At 38.3% G+C, this 15,422-nt stretch carries 13 protein-coding genes; 9 read left to right on the forward strand and 4 right to left on the reverse strand.

All coding sequences use genetic code 11. From position 1 onward, the window contains the following. Positions 1–58: 58 nt before the first annotated feature. Complete coding sequence (rlmD, locus tag HMPREF2961_RS11575; RefSeq protein ID WP_002315301.1) at positions 59–1,441, reverse strand: 23S rRNA (uracil(1939)-C(5))-methyltransferase RlmD; 1,383 nt, start codon at positions 1,439–1,441, stop codon at positions 59–61. Between the two features lie 106 nt (positions 1,442–1,547). Between rlmD and recX the strand changes: the two genes are divergently transcribed. From recX to HMPREF2961_RS11590, 3 genes are all read left to right on the forward strand, one after another. Beyond that, positions 1,548–2,345 carry a recombination regulator RecX gene (gene recX, locus HMPREF2961_RS11580; protein ID WP_025477265.1) on the forward strand — a complete coding sequence of 266 codons (798 nt, stop codon included), beginning with the start codon at positions 1,548–1,550 and terminating at the stop codon, positions 2,343–2,345. Then, positions 2,338–3,516, forward strand: coding sequence for an A/G-specific adenine glycosylase (gene mutY / locus HMPREF2961_RS11585; protein ID WP_002315299.1), 1,179 nt, complete (start codon positions 2,338–2,340; stop codon positions 3,514–3,516). The genes recX and mutY overlap by 8 nt, the downstream gene beginning before the upstream one ends. Positions 3,517–3,609: 93 nt before the next feature. After that, positions 3,610–4,143 carry a nucleoside tri-diphosphate phosphatase gene (locus tag HMPREF2961_RS11590; protein ID WP_002310342.1) on the forward strand — a complete coding sequence of 178 codons (534 nt, stop codon included), beginning with the start codon at positions 3,610–3,612 and terminating at the stop codon, positions 4,141–4,143. 80 nt (positions 4,144–4,223) lie between these two features. On the opposite strand, the gene HMPREF2961_RS11595 is transcribed toward HMPREF2961_RS11590, so the two are convergent. Beyond that, positions 4,224–4,658 carry a GNAT family N-acetyltransferase gene (locus HMPREF2961_RS11595; RefSeq protein WP_002315298.1) on the reverse strand — a complete coding sequence of 145 codons (435 nt, stop codon included), beginning with the start codon at positions 4,656–4,658 and terminating at the stop codon, positions 4,224–4,226. 141 nt (positions 4,659–4,799) lie between these two features. On the opposite strand from HMPREF2961_RS11595, the gene HMPREF2961_RS11600 reads away from it, so the two are divergent. The 4 genes from HMPREF2961_RS11600 (at position 4,800) to HMPREF2961_RS11620 (ending at position 9,941) form a co-directional block, all read left to right on the forward strand. Further along, on the forward strand, positions 4,800–5,918 hold the full coding sequence (locus HMPREF2961_RS11600) for an AI-2E family transporter (protein WP_002315297.1): 1,119 nt from the start codon (positions 4,800–4,802) through the stop codon (positions 5,916–5,918). Between the two features lie 127 nt (positions 5,919–6,045). After that, positions 6,046–7,422 (forward strand): hemolysin family protein, encoded by a 1,377-nt coding sequence (locus tag HMPREF2961_RS11605; RefSeq protein ID WP_002310348.1) that lies wholly within the window; start codon positions 6,046–6,048, stop codon positions 7,420–7,422. 396 nt (positions 7,423–7,818) lie between these two features. Next, positions 7,819–9,399, forward strand: coding sequence for a peptide chain release factor 3 (locus HMPREF2961_RS11615; protein WP_002343012.1), 1,581 nt, complete (start codon positions 7,819–7,821; stop codon positions 9,397–9,399). Between the two features lie 290 nt (positions 9,400–9,689). Next, positions 9,690–9,941: a hypothetical protein gene (locus HMPREF2961_RS11620; RefSeq protein WP_002315293.1), complete on the forward strand. Its 252-nt coding sequence runs from the start codon at positions 9,690–9,692 to the stop codon at positions 9,939–9,941. Positions 9,942–9,981: 40 nt separating this feature from the next. Here HMPREF2961_RS11620 and HMPREF2961_RS11625 read toward each other — a convergent pair whose 3' ends face one another. Continuing rightward, positions 9,982–10,302, reverse strand: a complete 321-nt coding sequence (locus HMPREF2961_RS11625; protein WP_002315292.1) for a DUF1827 family protein — start codon at positions 10,300–10,302, stop codon at positions 9,982–9,984. A gap of 283 nt (positions 10,303–10,585) precedes the next feature. Further along, the gene (locus tag HMPREF2961_RS11630; RefSeq protein WP_002315291.1) at positions 10,586–12,820 is read right to left on the reverse strand and encodes an ATP-dependent Clp protease ATP-binding subunit; all 2,235 of its coding nucleotides are present in this window, start codon (positions 12,818–12,820) and stop codon (positions 10,586–10,588) included. Positions 12,821–13,296: 476 nt separating this feature from the next. Here HMPREF2961_RS11630 and HMPREF2961_RS11635 point away from each other — a divergent pair, with 476 nt between their 5' ends. Continuing rightward, on the forward strand, positions 13,297–13,563 hold the full coding sequence (locus HMPREF2961_RS11635; protein ID WP_002287602.1) for a phosphocarrier protein HPr: 267 nt from the start codon (positions 13,297–13,299) through the stop codon (positions 13,561–13,563). After that, on the forward strand, positions 13,563–15,290 hold the full coding sequence (ptsP, locus tag HMPREF2961_RS11640; RefSeq protein ID WP_002315290.1) for a phosphoenolpyruvate--protein phosphotransferase: 1,728 nt from the start codon (positions 13,563–13,565) through the stop codon (positions 15,288–15,290). The genes HMPREF2961_RS11635 and ptsP overlap by 1 nt, the downstream gene beginning before the upstream one ends. Positions 15,291–15,422 lie beyond the last annotated feature (132 nt).

Consider the following 15,422-nt stretch of genomic DNA (forward strand, 5'->3'; position numbering starts at 1 on the left):
TTTTTGAAATTGTTCCTTGTGACTCGGAGCTGAATGGCAGGCTCACGCCTTCTCTCATTTAATCAGCAAGTCTCGTCATCTTCACGACGACTTCACAACGTGCAGTCTGAGGAAACATATCAACAGACTGTAAATATTCAACATTGAACTTTTTACTTAAATGAACCAGATCTCTGGCAAGTGTAGAAACGTTACAGGAGATATAAACAAGTTTTTTTGGTGGAAATTTCAGTAACGATTGAATCAATGCGTTATCCAAACCCGTACGTGGCGGATCTACGATGATACCATCTGGCTGAAAACCTTCATTCAACCATTTAGGTAGAACTTGTTCGGCTGTACCGACTTCATATCGAGTGTTGTGATACCCTAATCTTTCCGCATTTCTTTTTGCATCAGCGATTGCTTGAGGAACGGTATCCATTCCTCGGACTTCTTTGACCTTTTTTGCTACACTTAAACCAATCGTACCAACTCCGCAATAAGCATCTACGATTGTTTCATCAGGCTGGGCATCTAATGCTTTGATTCCTTCACCATAAAGCAGTTCGGTCTGCTGAGGATTCAACTGAAAGAAGGCGCGAGGAGAAAGATCGAAAGTCACTTCATTGATTTGTTCTTCAATGGCTTCTTTTCCCCATACGTGGATCGTTTCATCCCCCATCACGAGAGATGTTTTTTGTGCTTGGACATTTTGCATGATCGAAACAACTTCGGGCAGGCGTTCATTGATCTCACGAATCATTGCGTTTTTTTGTGGGAATTTTTTACTGCGAGTAATAAAAACGACTTGCAGCTCTCCAGTTTTGACACCGACTCTGACCATGATCGTGCGGAAAATACCACTGTTTGTCCGTTCATCATAGATGGGTGCATCAAATTTATTCAATAGTTGAACAACAGTATTCATCACTTTTTGTGTTCGGGGTTCTTGTACCAAACAGTCTGTTATAGGAACTAACTGATGCGAGTTTGCTTCATATAAACCAGCTTCGGCCTTTTGCGTTTGTTTATTTTTTCGTAATTGAAATTGTGCTTTGTTTCTATAATGCCATGGATCATCCATCCCAATCGTCGGTAACAACTGGTAGGATCGAAAGCCTGCTGGTTTGAATTTTTCCAATGCTTGCAAGAGTAGATCCTTTTTAAAATCCAATTGTGCTTGATAGGCTAAGTGTTGTAATTGACAGCCACCGCATTCATAATAAACAGGACATGGCGCCACTACGCGATCTTTGCTTGGCTTTTTGACTTTTATTAATTCTCCTTCTGCATAACGAGGAGTTGCTTTCGTGATTTTGACTAGTACTTCTTCTTTTGGTAGTGCATACGGAACAAATATAATCAATCGTTTGAAATAACCAATTCCTTCGCCATTTATGCCTAAACGCTTGATTTTCAAAGGAACCGTTTGTCCATTTTTGACAATTGTTTCTGCCATAAGTATCTCCCTTTTTCTTTTTTCTGTGGTTTATTCTAACATATAATACCTGATTACGGGGATTTTCTATGGTATGATAGAGAATATATGTTCGAGGAGGATGTTTATGTTAACCGTTACGAGAATCAGTAAAGGCAAAGGCCCTTTCTATCGCGTAGATTTATCTGAAGGAGAAGCTTTACAAGTATCTGAAGATGTATTAGTACGCTATCGTTTGTTAAAAGGACGGGAATTAGACGAAGAAACTATCCAAGAGATCAAGAAGAGCAGTGGAGCTGATTTCGGATTTCAGCTAGCAATGAATTACTTAAGCTATCAGTTACGGTCGGAAAAAGAAATCCGAACATACTTAAAAGAAAAGGAAATCCTTCAAGAAGATCGAAATAAAATCGTAGCCCGCTTAAAAGAATTGGATCTTGTCAATGATTTGGTCTATGGGGAAAGTTATGTGCGCACGAATATGCGCTTAAGTGACAAAGGTCCAAAAAAATTGTCACAGCAAATGCAGCAAAAAGGATTAAAACCAGAGATTATTGAACAGGCGCTCGACCAGTATACAGTTGAAGACCAAGTTCAAAATGCACGTCAAACGGCTGAAAAAATATTTGGAAAAAATCATGGGAAAAGCCAAAAAGAATTATTGCGGAAAATCCAACAAACTCTGATGACAAAAGGTTTTTCTCAAGAAGTGATCCAACAAGCGATGGCTGATCTTCCGCAAGAAGTAGACCAGGAAACAGAATATGATTATTTAGTCAAACAAGGGGATAAACTATGGCGAAGAAATTCAAGATTTGAACCTAAAAAAAGAAACCTAAAAGTAAAACAAAGCTTATATCAAAAAGGATTTGATTTGGATATGATCCAGCGATTCATTACGGAAAAGGAAGAGGAAAGTGAATAAAGAATGGGAAAAATGGACAGACGAAGAAACAAAAGAATTTCAAGATCAGTTCATTCAATGGTATGAACAAGAAAAAAGAAACCTGCCATGGCGCTACAATCGGGATCCTTATCGTATCTGGATCTCTGAAATCATGCTCCAGCAGACCAGAGTAGATACAGTGATCGATTATTTCTATCGCTTCATGGAATGGTTTCCTACAATTGAAGAATTGGCAACTGCTCCAGAAGAAAAGCTTTTAAAAGCTTGGGAGGGGCTTGGTTATTACTCAAGAGCCCGAAACATCCAAGCAGCTGCTAAACAGATCATGTCTGAATTTGACGGAAAAATGCCGCAAACGCCTGAAGAAATCAGCTCATTGAAAGGGATAGGCCCCTATACGACAGGAGCGATAGCAAGTATAGCATTTGGACTTCCAGAACCTGCAGTTGACGGTAACGTGATGCGAGTAGTAAGCAGATTGTTTTGCATTGAAGCAGATATCGCCAAAGCTTCCAGCAGGAAAATCTTTGATGAAGCGATGCGGAAAATCATTGATGAAACGTATCCAGGTGAATTCAACCAAGCAATGATGGATCTAGGCTCAGCTATCTGTACACCAACTTCTCCAAAGTGTGAAGCTTGTCCGATCCAAGCCTTTTGTTTAGCCAACAAACGAGGGATCCAAACGAGCTTTCCTGTAAAAACAAAAAAAGCAAAGCCAAAAGACGTTTATTATATCAGTGCGGCTCTTCAAAATCATTCTGGAGCGTATTATTTTGAAGAAAGAGATAGCCAAAAACTGCTAGCGAATATGTGGACATTTCCAATGGTGGAAGTGACACAAGAGGAGTACGAGCGATTGAAAAAAGGATGGGAAGCAAAACGGGAAGTCGATTTGTTTGATGATCTAGTAGCAGAAGACGGAAAAGAGCTTCCCTTTGAAAAGCAGGAACTTTTTATTTGGCAGACACGTCATTTAGGAGAAGTTACTCATGTCTTTAGTCATCTGAAATGGCATGTCCTCCTTTTTTACGGACGGGCAACCGAGGAAGCAGAACAAGAATTTACCGAGAACAAAACTTCGAAGTGGTTGAAGCCTGCTGCATTTGATTCAGTCGTTTTTCCGAAGGTACAAATGAAACTAGTGGAACAGTTGGAGAAAAATCGAAACAATAGGAATCCTTTCTAGGCAAAGCTCATTTTTATTGATATAATAATTATGATGTCGGTGTAATGAACACCCAAACACAAAGCACAAAATGCTGCTTAAGGAAGGGTTGCTATGGGAGTTCCAAAAGAAGGAGAGTTTGTGACGATCCAAAGTTACAAGCACGACGGCAGATTGCATCGAACGTGGCGAGATACCATGGTATTGAAAACAAGCGAACACTCTATGATCGGCGTGAATGATCACACATTAGTCACTGAATCTGACGGACGCCGATGGGTAACGCGCGAACCAGCGATTGTGTATTTTCATAAAAAATACTGGTTCAATGTAATAGCAATGATCAGAGAAAAGGGGGTTTCCTATTATTGTAATCTAGCTTCACCTTTTTTGCTGGACGATGAGGCCTTGAAATATATCGACTATGACTTGGATATCAAGGTGTTTCCTGACGGCGAGAAACGACTATTGGATGTCGATGAGTACGAGATGCACAGCAAAATGATGAATTACCCGAACGATATTGACTTCATCCTAAAAGAAAATGTGAAGATTCTGGTTGACTGGATCAATAATGGAGATGGCCCGTTCTCAGAAGGCTATATTGATATTTGGTATGACCGTTACAAGCAATTGTCGCGTAAGTAAACGCAAAAAAGAACAGTAAGCCAGTGAGAAATCTTTCTCAAAAGCTTGCTGTTTTTTTGTTTTTTTTTTCGAAAAATTTTTTATAAAGTCTTTTTCATATAAATGTGAGGCATGCCAGCGTCTTCAAAAGGCTCACCGTAAGCTATGTAACCAAGCTTTTCGTAAAAAGCTTCCGCTGTAGACTGCGCTCCTAATAAAATCGTATTATAGCCTTGATTCTTAGCAAAGGTTTCTGCTTCTTCAATCAATAGCTTACCTAAGCCTTGGTGTCTGTATTCAGAAAGAATCGCCATTCGCTGTAATTTCATTTTTCCGTTTTCTAAAGGCAAAAGACGTACAGTTCCTTGCGGTTCTTTTTTATCTGAGTACAAGACGAAATGGATGCAATGTGCTTCATCTTTATCTATTTCTCGAGACAAAGGGACACCTTGTTCGACTACAAAGACTTGATGTCTGATTCTTACAGCATCTAAGTAAATATCGCTCATTGTATCTTTTGTTTGTACAACTTTCATGGTCTAGCCACCTTCCTTTCGTATAGTATACTGGAAAATAAAATAAATAAAAAGTATGGAAAGTTTTCAAAAATAAAAAAAGAATAAAAGAATTTTTAGCGAATATAATATATACTAGGAAGAAAGAAAGGAGGAAATCTATTGTTTGAAAAACTTAGACAGTCTAAACTAATGTTTTGGTCGCTTGAATTATTGATCATAGCTGCACTAATCATGATTTCATCAGAAATAAATTTTATTTTTGAACCGATCGGGACATTTTTTTCCACGTTATTTGCACCCGTACTGATTGCAGGCTTTCTTTACTATTTGCTGAATCCTATCGTCAAGCTGCTGATGAAAGCAAAAATCAAAAGAATATGGGCTGTCGCAATTGTGCTGCTCCTTTTAGTTGCAGCAATTATTTGGATTTTACTCAGTGTCATTCCAAGTCTAGTACAGCAAATTTCCTCATTGGCATCCAATATGCCTGATTTTATCAAACAGGTCGAAAATTGGTTAAAAGAGGTTGCCGAATTGCCTGTGTTCAAGGAAGTTGATATCAATAAATATTTTGAACAATTAGATATTTCTTACGGGACGATCATCCAACAATTCCTTAGTGGCGTTTCCAACAGTTTAGGTTCGATCGTTGGAACGATTGCTTCGGCAACCGTAGTGATCATTACGGCACCCTTCATCTTGTTCTATATGTTGAAAGATGGCGAAAAACTAGTGCCAAACATCCAACAGTTTTTCCCAGAGAAAAGAAGAAATCAAATTGTGGAATTATTGGGACAGCTGAATAAAACATTAGCTAATTATATTAGTGGACAAGCAATTGAATGTCTATTCGTCGGCACTTTTACATTTTTAGGATATATGATCATCGGTGTAGATTATGCTTTCTTGTTTGGGGTCATTGCAGGATTGACGAACCTGATACCATATTTAGGACCTTATCTAGGGCTAGCACCTGCATTTTTAGTGACGATCTTCAACGATCCGATAAAAGCATTACTTTGTTGTTTAGTTGTACTAATCGTCCAACAGTTAGATGGAAACATCATTTATCCGAATGTAATTGGGAAATCACTGAAGATCCATCCATTAACGATTATTATCGTCCTTCTAGTAGCAGGAAACATTGCCGGATTGCTTGGTATCTTCTTAGGTGTTCCTTTTTATGCAATCTGCAAGACAATCATTTCCTATATAATCAAAATCATCAAGGAAGATAAACAAAATGAAAACAAGAAAAAAATTGCTACGACCTCGTAGATAGTTTTAGTACACTTGTTTTTATTGCAAAGAAAATTGCTTTGTGATACCATTTTAACGTGGCTATAGTGCCACGTTTTTTTCTATCGTAAACTAAAAATTAATTTTATAAGGAGAGAATGCGATTATGAATGCTGACCCTGAGAGTCAGTCGCTGTTAGCGCAGATTTTATTATTGATCGTTTTGACATTGATCAATGCTTTTTTAGCAGCTTCCGAAATTGCTGTTGTTTCGATCAATAAGAATCGAATCGAGCAAAAAGCTGATGAAGGAGATGTGAAATCTCAAAAGCTTTTAAAAATATTGCAGAATCCAAATAATTTCCTATCGACAATCCAAGTAGGAATCACTTTGGTCAACATTTTGTCTGGTGCGTCACTAGCGAATACTTTATCGGAACGGTTAGCTCCGGTATTAGGTGGCGGTACAGCAGCAAAAAATATTGCAAATATCATTGTGCTGGCTATTTTGACCTATGTATCGATTGTTTTTGGAGAATTGTACCCTAAACGTATTGCTTTAAATAAATCAGAAGAAGTCGCAAAGTTCACTTCAGGGCTGATACGCTTGATCGGCGTAGTAGCTAAGCCCTTTGTCTGGTTGCTTTCTGCTTCCACAAGTTTGTTGGCACGTATCACACCGATGACCTTTGATGATGAAGATTCAAAAATGACCAGAGATGAAATGCGTTATATGCTTGAAAACGAAGGCGTATTGAACAACGAAGAATTGGAAATGCTCCAAGGGGTTTTTTCTCTTGATACGAAAGTTGCCCGAGAAGTAATGGTCCCACGAACGGATGCATTTATGATTGATATCAATGACACTGTGGAAGAAAATGTGAATAAAGTTTTATCGGAAAACTATTCAAGAATTCCTGTCTATAATGAGGACAAAGATAAGGTAGTTGGAATCCTTCATACAAAGAATTTACTAAAAGCAGCCCATAAATTTGGCTTTGATCATTTAGATATCAAAAAAATCATGCAGGAGCCTTTATTCGTTCCTGAAACGGTCTTTATTGATGATCTATTATATGAAATGAAAAAGACACAGAATCAAATGGCTATTTTATTGGATGAATATGGCGGTGTCGTTGGTTTAGCAACATTAGAAGATCTTTTAGAAGAAATCGTCGGAGAAATCGATGATGAATCAGATGAAGTTGAGAATCTTTATGAAAAAATCGATGAACACGAATATATTATCCAAGGACGAATGCTGATTGATGAATTCAATGAAGCTTTTGACAGTGATTTGCATATGAGTGATGTAGACACGATGGCTGGTTATTTGATTACAGCATTAGGCATGATTCCGGATGAAGGAGAAAAGTTATCGTTTGATGTCGATAATATTACGCTGGTTTCTGAAGAAATGGAAGGTTCTCGAATCCTTAAAATCCGTGTCATTTTTCATGATCCGGAAGAAACAGAAGCGGAACCTGAAGAAGAACGCAGATACTTCAGAAAAGAATTCGAAGATGACGAACCAAGAAGATAATTGGAAACTTGGTTATAAAAGAAAGACGTGTTGCTTGAATAAACAAGCAACATGTCTTTTCTTTAGTCAGCTGACAAAAATATTTGACTCTTATGATTTGGTGGCTTTTTCATTCGCTGAATCCATGCTATACTGATTCAGTTGTAGTAGTTAACAGAGGTTGTAAAAAAGCTGTCCTGTATCAAGTAATAATAACAGCCAAGCAAAAACAGCTTCTCCTGTTTTTGGGTTGGTGGGGATTATTACCGATGCAAGCTTTTAAACACCGTTTACTCGGAAAAAGGGACGGCGACACGGCTTTTGTCACAGCCCTATATGAAATTGTCTTTCCTTAAGAGAACAGACAATCTGTCTAGAAAAAGATAAATAATTGAATGGAAGAAATGGAGTTAGGTTATGAATAATCCAGAATTAAAGCAGCAAGTGGACAATCGCAGAACATTTGCGATCATTTCCCATCCGGATGCGGGGAAAACAACGATTACAGAACAATTACTATTGTTTGGTGGAGCTATCCGTCAAGCTGGAACTGTAAAAGGAAAGAAAACAGGTAATTTTGCCAAATCAGACTGGATGGAAATCGAGAAACAACGTGGAATATCTGTCACTAGTTCTGTTATGCAGTTTGATTATCAAGGAAAACGAGTAAATATCTTGGACACGCCAGGACATGAAGATTTTTCTGAAGATACTTACCGTACTTTGATGGCCGTGGATAGTGCGGTCATGGTAATCGACAGTGCCAAAGGGATCGAAGCACAGACAAAGAAATTGTTTCAAGTGGTTAAAAAACGTGGCATCCCGATTTTTACTTTTATCAACAAACTAGATCGTGATGGTCGCGAACCATTAGAACTGTTAGAAGAATTAGAAGAGTTGTTAGATATCGAGTCTTATCCGATGAATTGGCCAATTGGTATGGGAAAAGGTTTAGAAGGTCTTTATGATATTTACCATAATCGTGTAGAGTTTTATCGTCCGGAAAATTATCAAGGAGAACGTTTAGTAGAATTGGATGAAGATGGTCTGCTTCCTGATAATCATCCTTTAACTGAAAATTCCTTATATGAACAAGTTTTAGAAGAAGTAGAACTACTTAAAGAAGCTGGAGATGCATTTAATCAAGAAAAAATTGCTCGTGGCGATCAGACACCAGTATTTTTTGGTTCTGCATTAACTAATTTCGGTGTACAGACTTTTTTAGAAACTTTCGTTGAATTAGCACCAGCTCCTTATGGGCATAAAACACAAGATGATCAGATGGTAAGCCCTTATGAAGAAGAATTTTCAGGTTTCGTATTCAAGATACAAGCAAATATGAACCCAGCCCATCGTGACCGAATCGCTTTTGTCCGAATCTGTTCTGGAACATTCGAGCGAGGAATGGATGTCTGGTTAGAACGTACAAATAAAAAATTGAAATTAAGCAATGTTACGCAATTTATGGCAGATTCGAGAGAGAATGTCGAAAAAGCAGTAGCAGGTGATATTATCGGTGTATATGATACTGGTAATTATCAGATTGGGGATACATTGTTCGAAGGCAAACTAAAAGTTGCTTATGAAGAACTTCCTTCATTTACTCCAGAGCTGTTCATGAAAGTGACTGCTAAAAATGTCATGAAACAAAAATCCTTCCATAAAGGAATCTATCAATTGGTTCAAGAAGGAGCGATTCAGCTTTATAAAACATATCTAACGGAAGAATATATCATTGGGGCTGTTGGTCAGCTGCAATTCGAAGTATTCCAATATCGTATGTTAAATGAGTACAATGCAGAAGTCATCATGTCTCCGATGGGGCACAAAATTGCTCGCTGGATTGATCCGGAAGATTTGGATGAGAAGATGAGTTCAAGCCGTAATATCTTAGCGCGTGATCGTTTTGATCAGCCGTTGTTCTTATTTGAAAACCAATTCGCAGAACGGTGGTTTGCGGATAAATATCCTAATGTAAAATTAAAAAGTTTGATGTAAAGAGGTTGTAAAAAAATTGCGTTGCATCAAGTAATAAGGAAAGCCAAACAAAAACAGCTTCTCCTGTTTTGGATTTGGTTGAATACCGTTTACCAAGAAACCATGAGTCTGCCACTCAGTTTCAAGTGCAAATAAAAATTTTGAAAATACATTCTTATACTTTGTTGATAGCCGTGACGGATTTTCCGTTACGGTTCTTTTTATCGTTTAAAACTATAAAAAATATCTAATCTAAAAAAATATAAAAATTACTTTGCGTACATACTATTAAAGAGAGGAGGATTTGTGAAATGGAAACAGAATGGCAAAGGCGTCAAAGAAAAAAACAGAAAAAAGCAGAAATGTTACGATTATGTCGATTGTTGGATGTAAAAGACTGGGACAAAAACGAGCAGATTGCACAAGAAGTGCGATCAATCATCCAGAAAGAAGAAAAAGTAAAAAATAAAGATACGAGTAGATCAAAAAATGAAAAGAGAAAGACACAAAAGAAGCGTAAAAAAATAAAGAGCCAGAAAGCAAAAGAAACAAATGAGGCGTGAATCGTCTCATTTGCTTCTTTAATTATGTTCAAAAAGTTGATTAAACGGCTAACGTCGCGCCTAATTCGTGTTTTGGAATAGAGATTTCAACAAGCCCGGCCAATTCGATTACTTTGATTTCATCCTCGTGGTAAACAGCATCTTTGATTTTATCCAAGAAATAATTTTTAGCTTCTTCGATTTCTTTCGGCTGGATTTTACGTTTATCATTGATTAACAAAATTTCATTATGTTCAGGGGCTTCAGTGTAGACAATAGTGGTATTTCCGGCTGTGTAGACTTTGACCAGATGGGCATCAGTGTTTTCAAGCTGGTTCAATACAAGACGGGAATGGCTGTTTGTTACATTTACCAATTTCATGGCGCTCACCTCTTTTATGTATTTTTAATTGCTTGTTTCTCTTATTATAATTTCTTTTTTATAAAATGAACAGTATTTTGACTTTTCTGAAAAAAGAGAGCGTGGGACAAAAGTAAATAACACTTTTGTCTCACGCTCTAAACACGTATAAACGGCGGAAGCAGAAGCAACTCCTTCGGAAATAAGCTGAAATTCACAAAGATTTGAAAAGCAATTTTCGTGAATTACCTCTTATTTCTTGGAGTTAAACGCTTCTGTCCCAGCCTCTATATACATACTAGGTTTACTCAGCCGTTTCTTCGGTTGATTCTTTTGCTAAACGTTCTGGTTTAGAAGTCACGATGATTTTTCCATCCTTATCCAATTTTGCTTTCAGCTCGTGAATAGAAGGGTGGTCAAGGTAAAATTCAGCGATGCCATCTTCGATTTGTTCTTGGATTGTTCGTCGAAGGGGACGAGCACCCATGGATGGATCATAACCTAAGTCAACTAATTTTTCTTTGACATTCGTAGGAACTTCGATATGAAGTTGCTGTGCTGCCAGCATTTGATTGACATCGTCTAGCATCAGTGTAACGATGGTCATCAAGTTTTCTTTTGACAAAGCACTGAATTCGATGATTCCGTCAAAACGATTTAGAAACTCTGGTGTAAAGTAATTATTCAATTGATTTAATACCGAACGAGTAACACCTTCACGTGCCGCACCAAAGCCAACATTTGCTTCTACTTTACCAGTACCGGCATTACTTGTCATAATGATGATCGTATCTTTAAAGCTGACGGTTCTTCCTTGTGCGTCCGTCAATCGGCCATCATCTAAGATTTGCAAGAACATGTGCAAAACATCTGGATGAGCTTTTTCAACTTCATCTAATAAGACAAGACTGTAAGGATTTCTCCGAACTTTTTCTGTTAATTGACCAGCTTCTTCGTATCCAACATAACCTGGAGGAGAACCAATCAATTTAGAGACACTGTGTTTTTCCATATATTCAGACATATCGAAACGAATCATTGAATCTTGTGAACCGAATAATTCATAGGCAAGCTGTTTGGCAAGTTCTGTTTTACCTACACCGGTTGGTCCGACAAATAAGAAGGAGCCAATTGGACGATTCTGTTTGTTCAATCCAACACGGTTTCGGCGAATCGCTTTCGCTACACGGTCTACAGCGTTATCTTGACCAATGACATGAGCCTTCAAGTCATCTGCTAAGTTTTTCAATTGTGTCTGTTCTTTTTCTTTTAATTCACCCACTGGAATACCTGTTCGTTGTTCAACGATTTTTTCCATATCTTTTTCGGTGATGACAGGTGTTTCTTCTTCAGTGAGCTGGCGTTCTTTCATTTTTTGAAGTTTGTTGATCTGGTCACGGTAATAAGCCGCTTTTTCGAAATCTTCTTCTCGAGAAGCAAGAACTTTTTGTTCTTCCGCTTCTTGCAGTTTTTTCTCAATCGTTTTAGGATCAACGATTTGGATCGTTAAATTTTTCTTAGAACCTGTTTCATCTAGCAAATCGATGGCTTTATCCGGCAAGAAGCGATCTTGGACGTAACGATTGGATAAAGTTGCGGCTGCTTCGATGGCTTCATCAGTATATTTTACATGATGATAGTCTTCATAACGTTTTTGCAGTCCTTTCAAGATACTGATCGTTTCTTCGACAGTTGGTTCATCTACTCGTACCGGTTGCATACGACGCTCTAAGGCAGCATCTTTTTCGATGATGCGGTACTCGTTTAAGGTAGTAGCACCAACCATCTGCAATTCTCCTCGAGCTAAAGCAGGTTTTAAAATATTACCAGCATCCATGTTTCCGTCGCCTGCGGAACCAGCGCCGACGATTTCATGCACTTCATCTATAAATAGGATCACATTTTCTGCTTGACGAATTTCTTCAATCAATTTTTGCATACGTTCTTCAAATTGACCTCGTATACCAGTACCTTGGACTAAGGATACGACATCTAAACGAATGACTTCTTTGTCCATTAATTTTTGTGGGACATCGCCATCTACGATTTTTTGTGCTAACCCTTCAACAACTGCTGTTTTACCAACACCAGGTTCACCAATCAAGACAGGGTTGTTCTTAGTTCGGCGATTTAAAATTTCGATGACACGTTTGATTTCATCATCACGACCGATCACAGGGTCGATATCCCCTTGTCGAGCTTGTTCAGTGATGTTGATTCCGTATTCTCCTAGTAAACCTTCCGTATTTCCTTGAGGTGGTTGTCCACCATTGAAGTTGTTGTTTCCACCAAATTGTGTTGGCGGTGTTTGCTCATAGTTTCCTTGCTGTTGCATTTGGCGAGACATGGAACGGAAAAGATCGTCCAAACTGCCAAATCCAAATGGGTCGTTTTGGGCCATACTAGTTAGACCTCCATTTTGCTGATTTTTGATTTTTTGATAACAGCTCTGACAATAATCAAGTTGTGTCCGCTGACCATTGACAGTGGCATACAAGTGAATCGTTGCCTCATTCTTGCCGCAGTTTTGACAAAGCATGAATCATTCACGTCCTTTCACAAAAATGGGTACATCCATATTTTACATCTCGTTTTTCATGAGGTAAAAGAATAACCCCTATTTTTTAGGGATTTATGAGGTAGTAAAGGTAAAATGCCTATTGACCATTCCTGACCTTTGATTCTTATTATACTAAAAATCGAAAGGGAAGCAAGTAATTCGTTTCATATAAAAACAAAGAAGGTCAAAGGAAAGAATGATGAACGTCAGGAGAAGAGATAGCGACAAGAAAAAGAAAATAAACACGTTTGTTATAAAATGTGAAGAAAAGGATGAAAAAGAATCCGGAATAATTTGAATACTTTTATCTGAAATTGAATGAAAACTGTTGTATCTAACGAAAAAAAATGTTAATCTTTACAGATGAAAGGGTGACACTTGTTAGGATTCTCTGAATTACTAAAAAAGAAAACCCTCACATAAAAACAACACTCACTTAAAGGAGACCGATTAATATGGAAAAGAAAGAATTTCACGTAGTAGCAGAAACTGGGATCCACGCACGTCCAGCTACATTATTAGTACAAACAGCAAGCAAATTTAACTCTGATGTAAACTTAGAGTATAAAGGTAAATCAGTAAACTTGAAATCAATCATGGGCGTTATGTCTTTAGGTGTAGGTCAAGGTTCTGATGTTACTATCACTGCAGAAGGTGCTGACGAAGCTGACGCAATGGCAGCAATCGTTGAAACAATGAAGAAAGAAGGCTTATCTGAATAATGGTTGAAATGCTAAAAGGGATTGCCGCTAGTGACGGTGTAGCCGTTGCAAAAGCTTACCTGCTAGTTCAACCGGATTTAACATTCAGTAAGGCAACAGTAGAAGATACTGCGGCTGAAGAAGCTCGTTTGGATGCTGCATTAGCTAAATCTACTGAAGAATTGCAGCAAATTCGTGAAAAAGCAGCGCAAAGCTTAGGTGAAGCAGAAGCGCAAGTATTTGATGCCCATTTGATGGTTCTTTCAGATCCAGAAATGGTAGGTCAAATCAAGCAAAACATTAAAGACAACAGCGTAAATGCTGAATCAGCGCTAAAAGAAGTAACGGATATGTATATCGGTATGTTCGAAGCAATGGAAGACAATGCTTACATGCAAGAGCGTGCTGCAGATATTCGTGACGTTGCTAAACGTATTTTAGCGCACTTATTAGGCGTTACTTTACCAAATCCATCAATGATCAACGAAGAAGTGGTCGTTGTTGCACATGACTTGACTCCAAGTGATACAGCACAATTAGATCGCAATTTTGTAAAAGCGTTTGTAACAGATATTGGTGGACGTACTTCACATTCTGCTATCATGGCACGTTCTTTAGAAATCCCAGCGATTGTTGGGACAAAAGAAATCACTGCTAAAGTCAAAGAAGGCGATATGTTGGCTGTTAACGGGATCGAAGGCGATGTGATCATCGATCCTACAGAGGAACAAAAAGCTGAATTTGAAAAAGCAGGTGCGGATTACGCAGCACAAAAAGCAGAATGGGAAAAACTAAAAAATGCAGCAACTGTCACAGCTGACGGCAAGCATTTTGAATTAGCTGCAAACATCGGAACACCAAAAGATCTAGTTGGTGTTCATAACAATGGTGGAGAAGCAGTTGGTCTGTACCGTACTGAATTCCTATATATGGATTCTCCGGACTTCCCAACAGAAGATGACCAATACGAAGCTTACAAAGCTGTATTAGAAGGTATGGAAGGAAAACCAGTTGTTGTTCGTACAATGGACATCGGCGGGGATAAAGAACTACCATATCTGCAATTACCTCATGAAATGAATCCATTCTTAGGATATCGTGCATTACGTATCAGTTTATCTGAACAAGGTGACGAAATGTTCCGCACACAAATGCGTGCATTACTTCGTGCATCTGTTCATGGTAACTTACGTATCATGTTCCCTATGGTAGCTACGCTCAAAGAATTCCGCGCAGCAAAAGCGATCTTTGAAGAAGAAAAACAAAAATTGATCAGTGAAGGCAAGGAAGTATCTGATACAATCCAAGTCGGCATCATGATTGAGATTCCAGCAGCAGCAGTCTTAGCAGACAAGTTTGCAAAAGAAGTGGATTTCTTCTCCGTAGGTACGAACGATTTGATTCAATACACAATGGCAGCAGACCGTATGAATGAACGCGTTTCTTACTTGTACCAACCATATAACCCATCAATCTTACGTTTAATCAAAAATGTAATTGATGCAGCACACGCTGAAGGAAAATGGGCAGGTATGTGTGGAGAAATGGCTGGAGATCAAACCGCTGTTCCGTTGCTAGTAGGTATGGGTCTAGATGAGTTCTCAATGAGCGCGACATCTATTCTTAAAACACGTAGTTTAATGAAACGCTTGGACACAGCGAAAATGGCTGAACTTGCTGATCGTGCATTGAAAGAATGCGATACGATGGAAGAAGTCGTTGAACTTGTTCATGAATATGTAAAATAAACAACGTATCAAAAACTGGTGTAGCTTGTAAAAGAGCTACGCCAGCTTTTTTGTTTTCTGTTCTTTTTTAAGAAAACGTTTTTGTCAGCAAGATTAGACAAAAATAGGGCTTAAGTTTGAGTGACAGTTTGG

This window comes from Enterococcus sp. HMSC076E04 (genome assembly GCF_001814285.1).
Lineage (GTDB): Bacteria > Bacillota > Bacilli > Lactobacillales > Enterococcaceae > Enterococcus_B > Enterococcus_B lactis.

What these genes read in the sequence shown, in the direction of transcription:
- rlmD (WP_002315301.1), bottom strand. Translation starts at nt 1,441, where the DNA reads ATGGCAGAAACAATTGTCAAAAATGGACAAACGGTTCCTTTGAAAATC.
- recX (WP_025477265.1), top strand. Translation starts at nt 1,548, where the DNA reads ATGTTAACCGTTACGAGAATCAGTAAAGGCAAAGGCCCTTTCTATCGC.
- HMPREF2961_RS11590 (WP_002310342.1), top strand. Translation starts at nt 3,610, where the DNA reads ATGGGAGTTCCAAAAGAAGGAGAGTTTGTGACGATCCAAAGTTACAAG.
- HMPREF2961_RS11595 (WP_002315298.1), bottom strand. Translation starts at nt 4,658, where the DNA reads ATGAAAGTTGTACAAACAAAAGATACAATGAGCGATATTTACTTAGAT.
- HMPREF2961_RS11605 (WP_002310348.1), top strand. Translation starts at nt 6,046, where the DNA reads ATGAATGCTGACCCTGAGAGTCAGTCGCTGTTAGCGCAGATTTTATTA.
- HMPREF2961_RS11615 (WP_002343012.1), top strand. Translation starts at nt 7,819, where the DNA reads ATGAATAATCCAGAATTAAAGCAGCAAGTGGACAATCGCAGAACATTT.
- HMPREF2961_RS11620 (WP_002315293.1), top strand. Translation starts at nt 9,690, where the DNA reads ATGGAAACAGAATGGCAAAGGCGTCAAAGAAAAAAACAGAAAAAAGCA.
- HMPREF2961_RS11625 (WP_002315292.1), bottom strand. Translation starts at nt 10,302, where the DNA reads ATGAAATTGGTAAATGTAACAAACAGCCATTCCCGTCTTGTATTGAAC.
- HMPREF2961_RS11630 (WP_002315291.1), bottom strand. Translation starts at nt 12,820, where the DNA reads ATGCTTTGTCAAAACTGCGGCAAGAATGAGGCAACGATTCACTTGTAT.
- HMPREF2961_RS11635 (WP_002287602.1), top strand. Translation starts at nt 13,297, where the DNA reads ATGGAAAAGAAAGAATTTCACGTAGTAGCAGAAACTGGGATCCACGCA.
- ptsP (WP_002315290.1), top strand. Translation starts at nt 13,563, where the DNA reads ATGGTTGAAATGCTAAAAGGGATTGCCGCTAGTGACGGTGTAGCCGTT.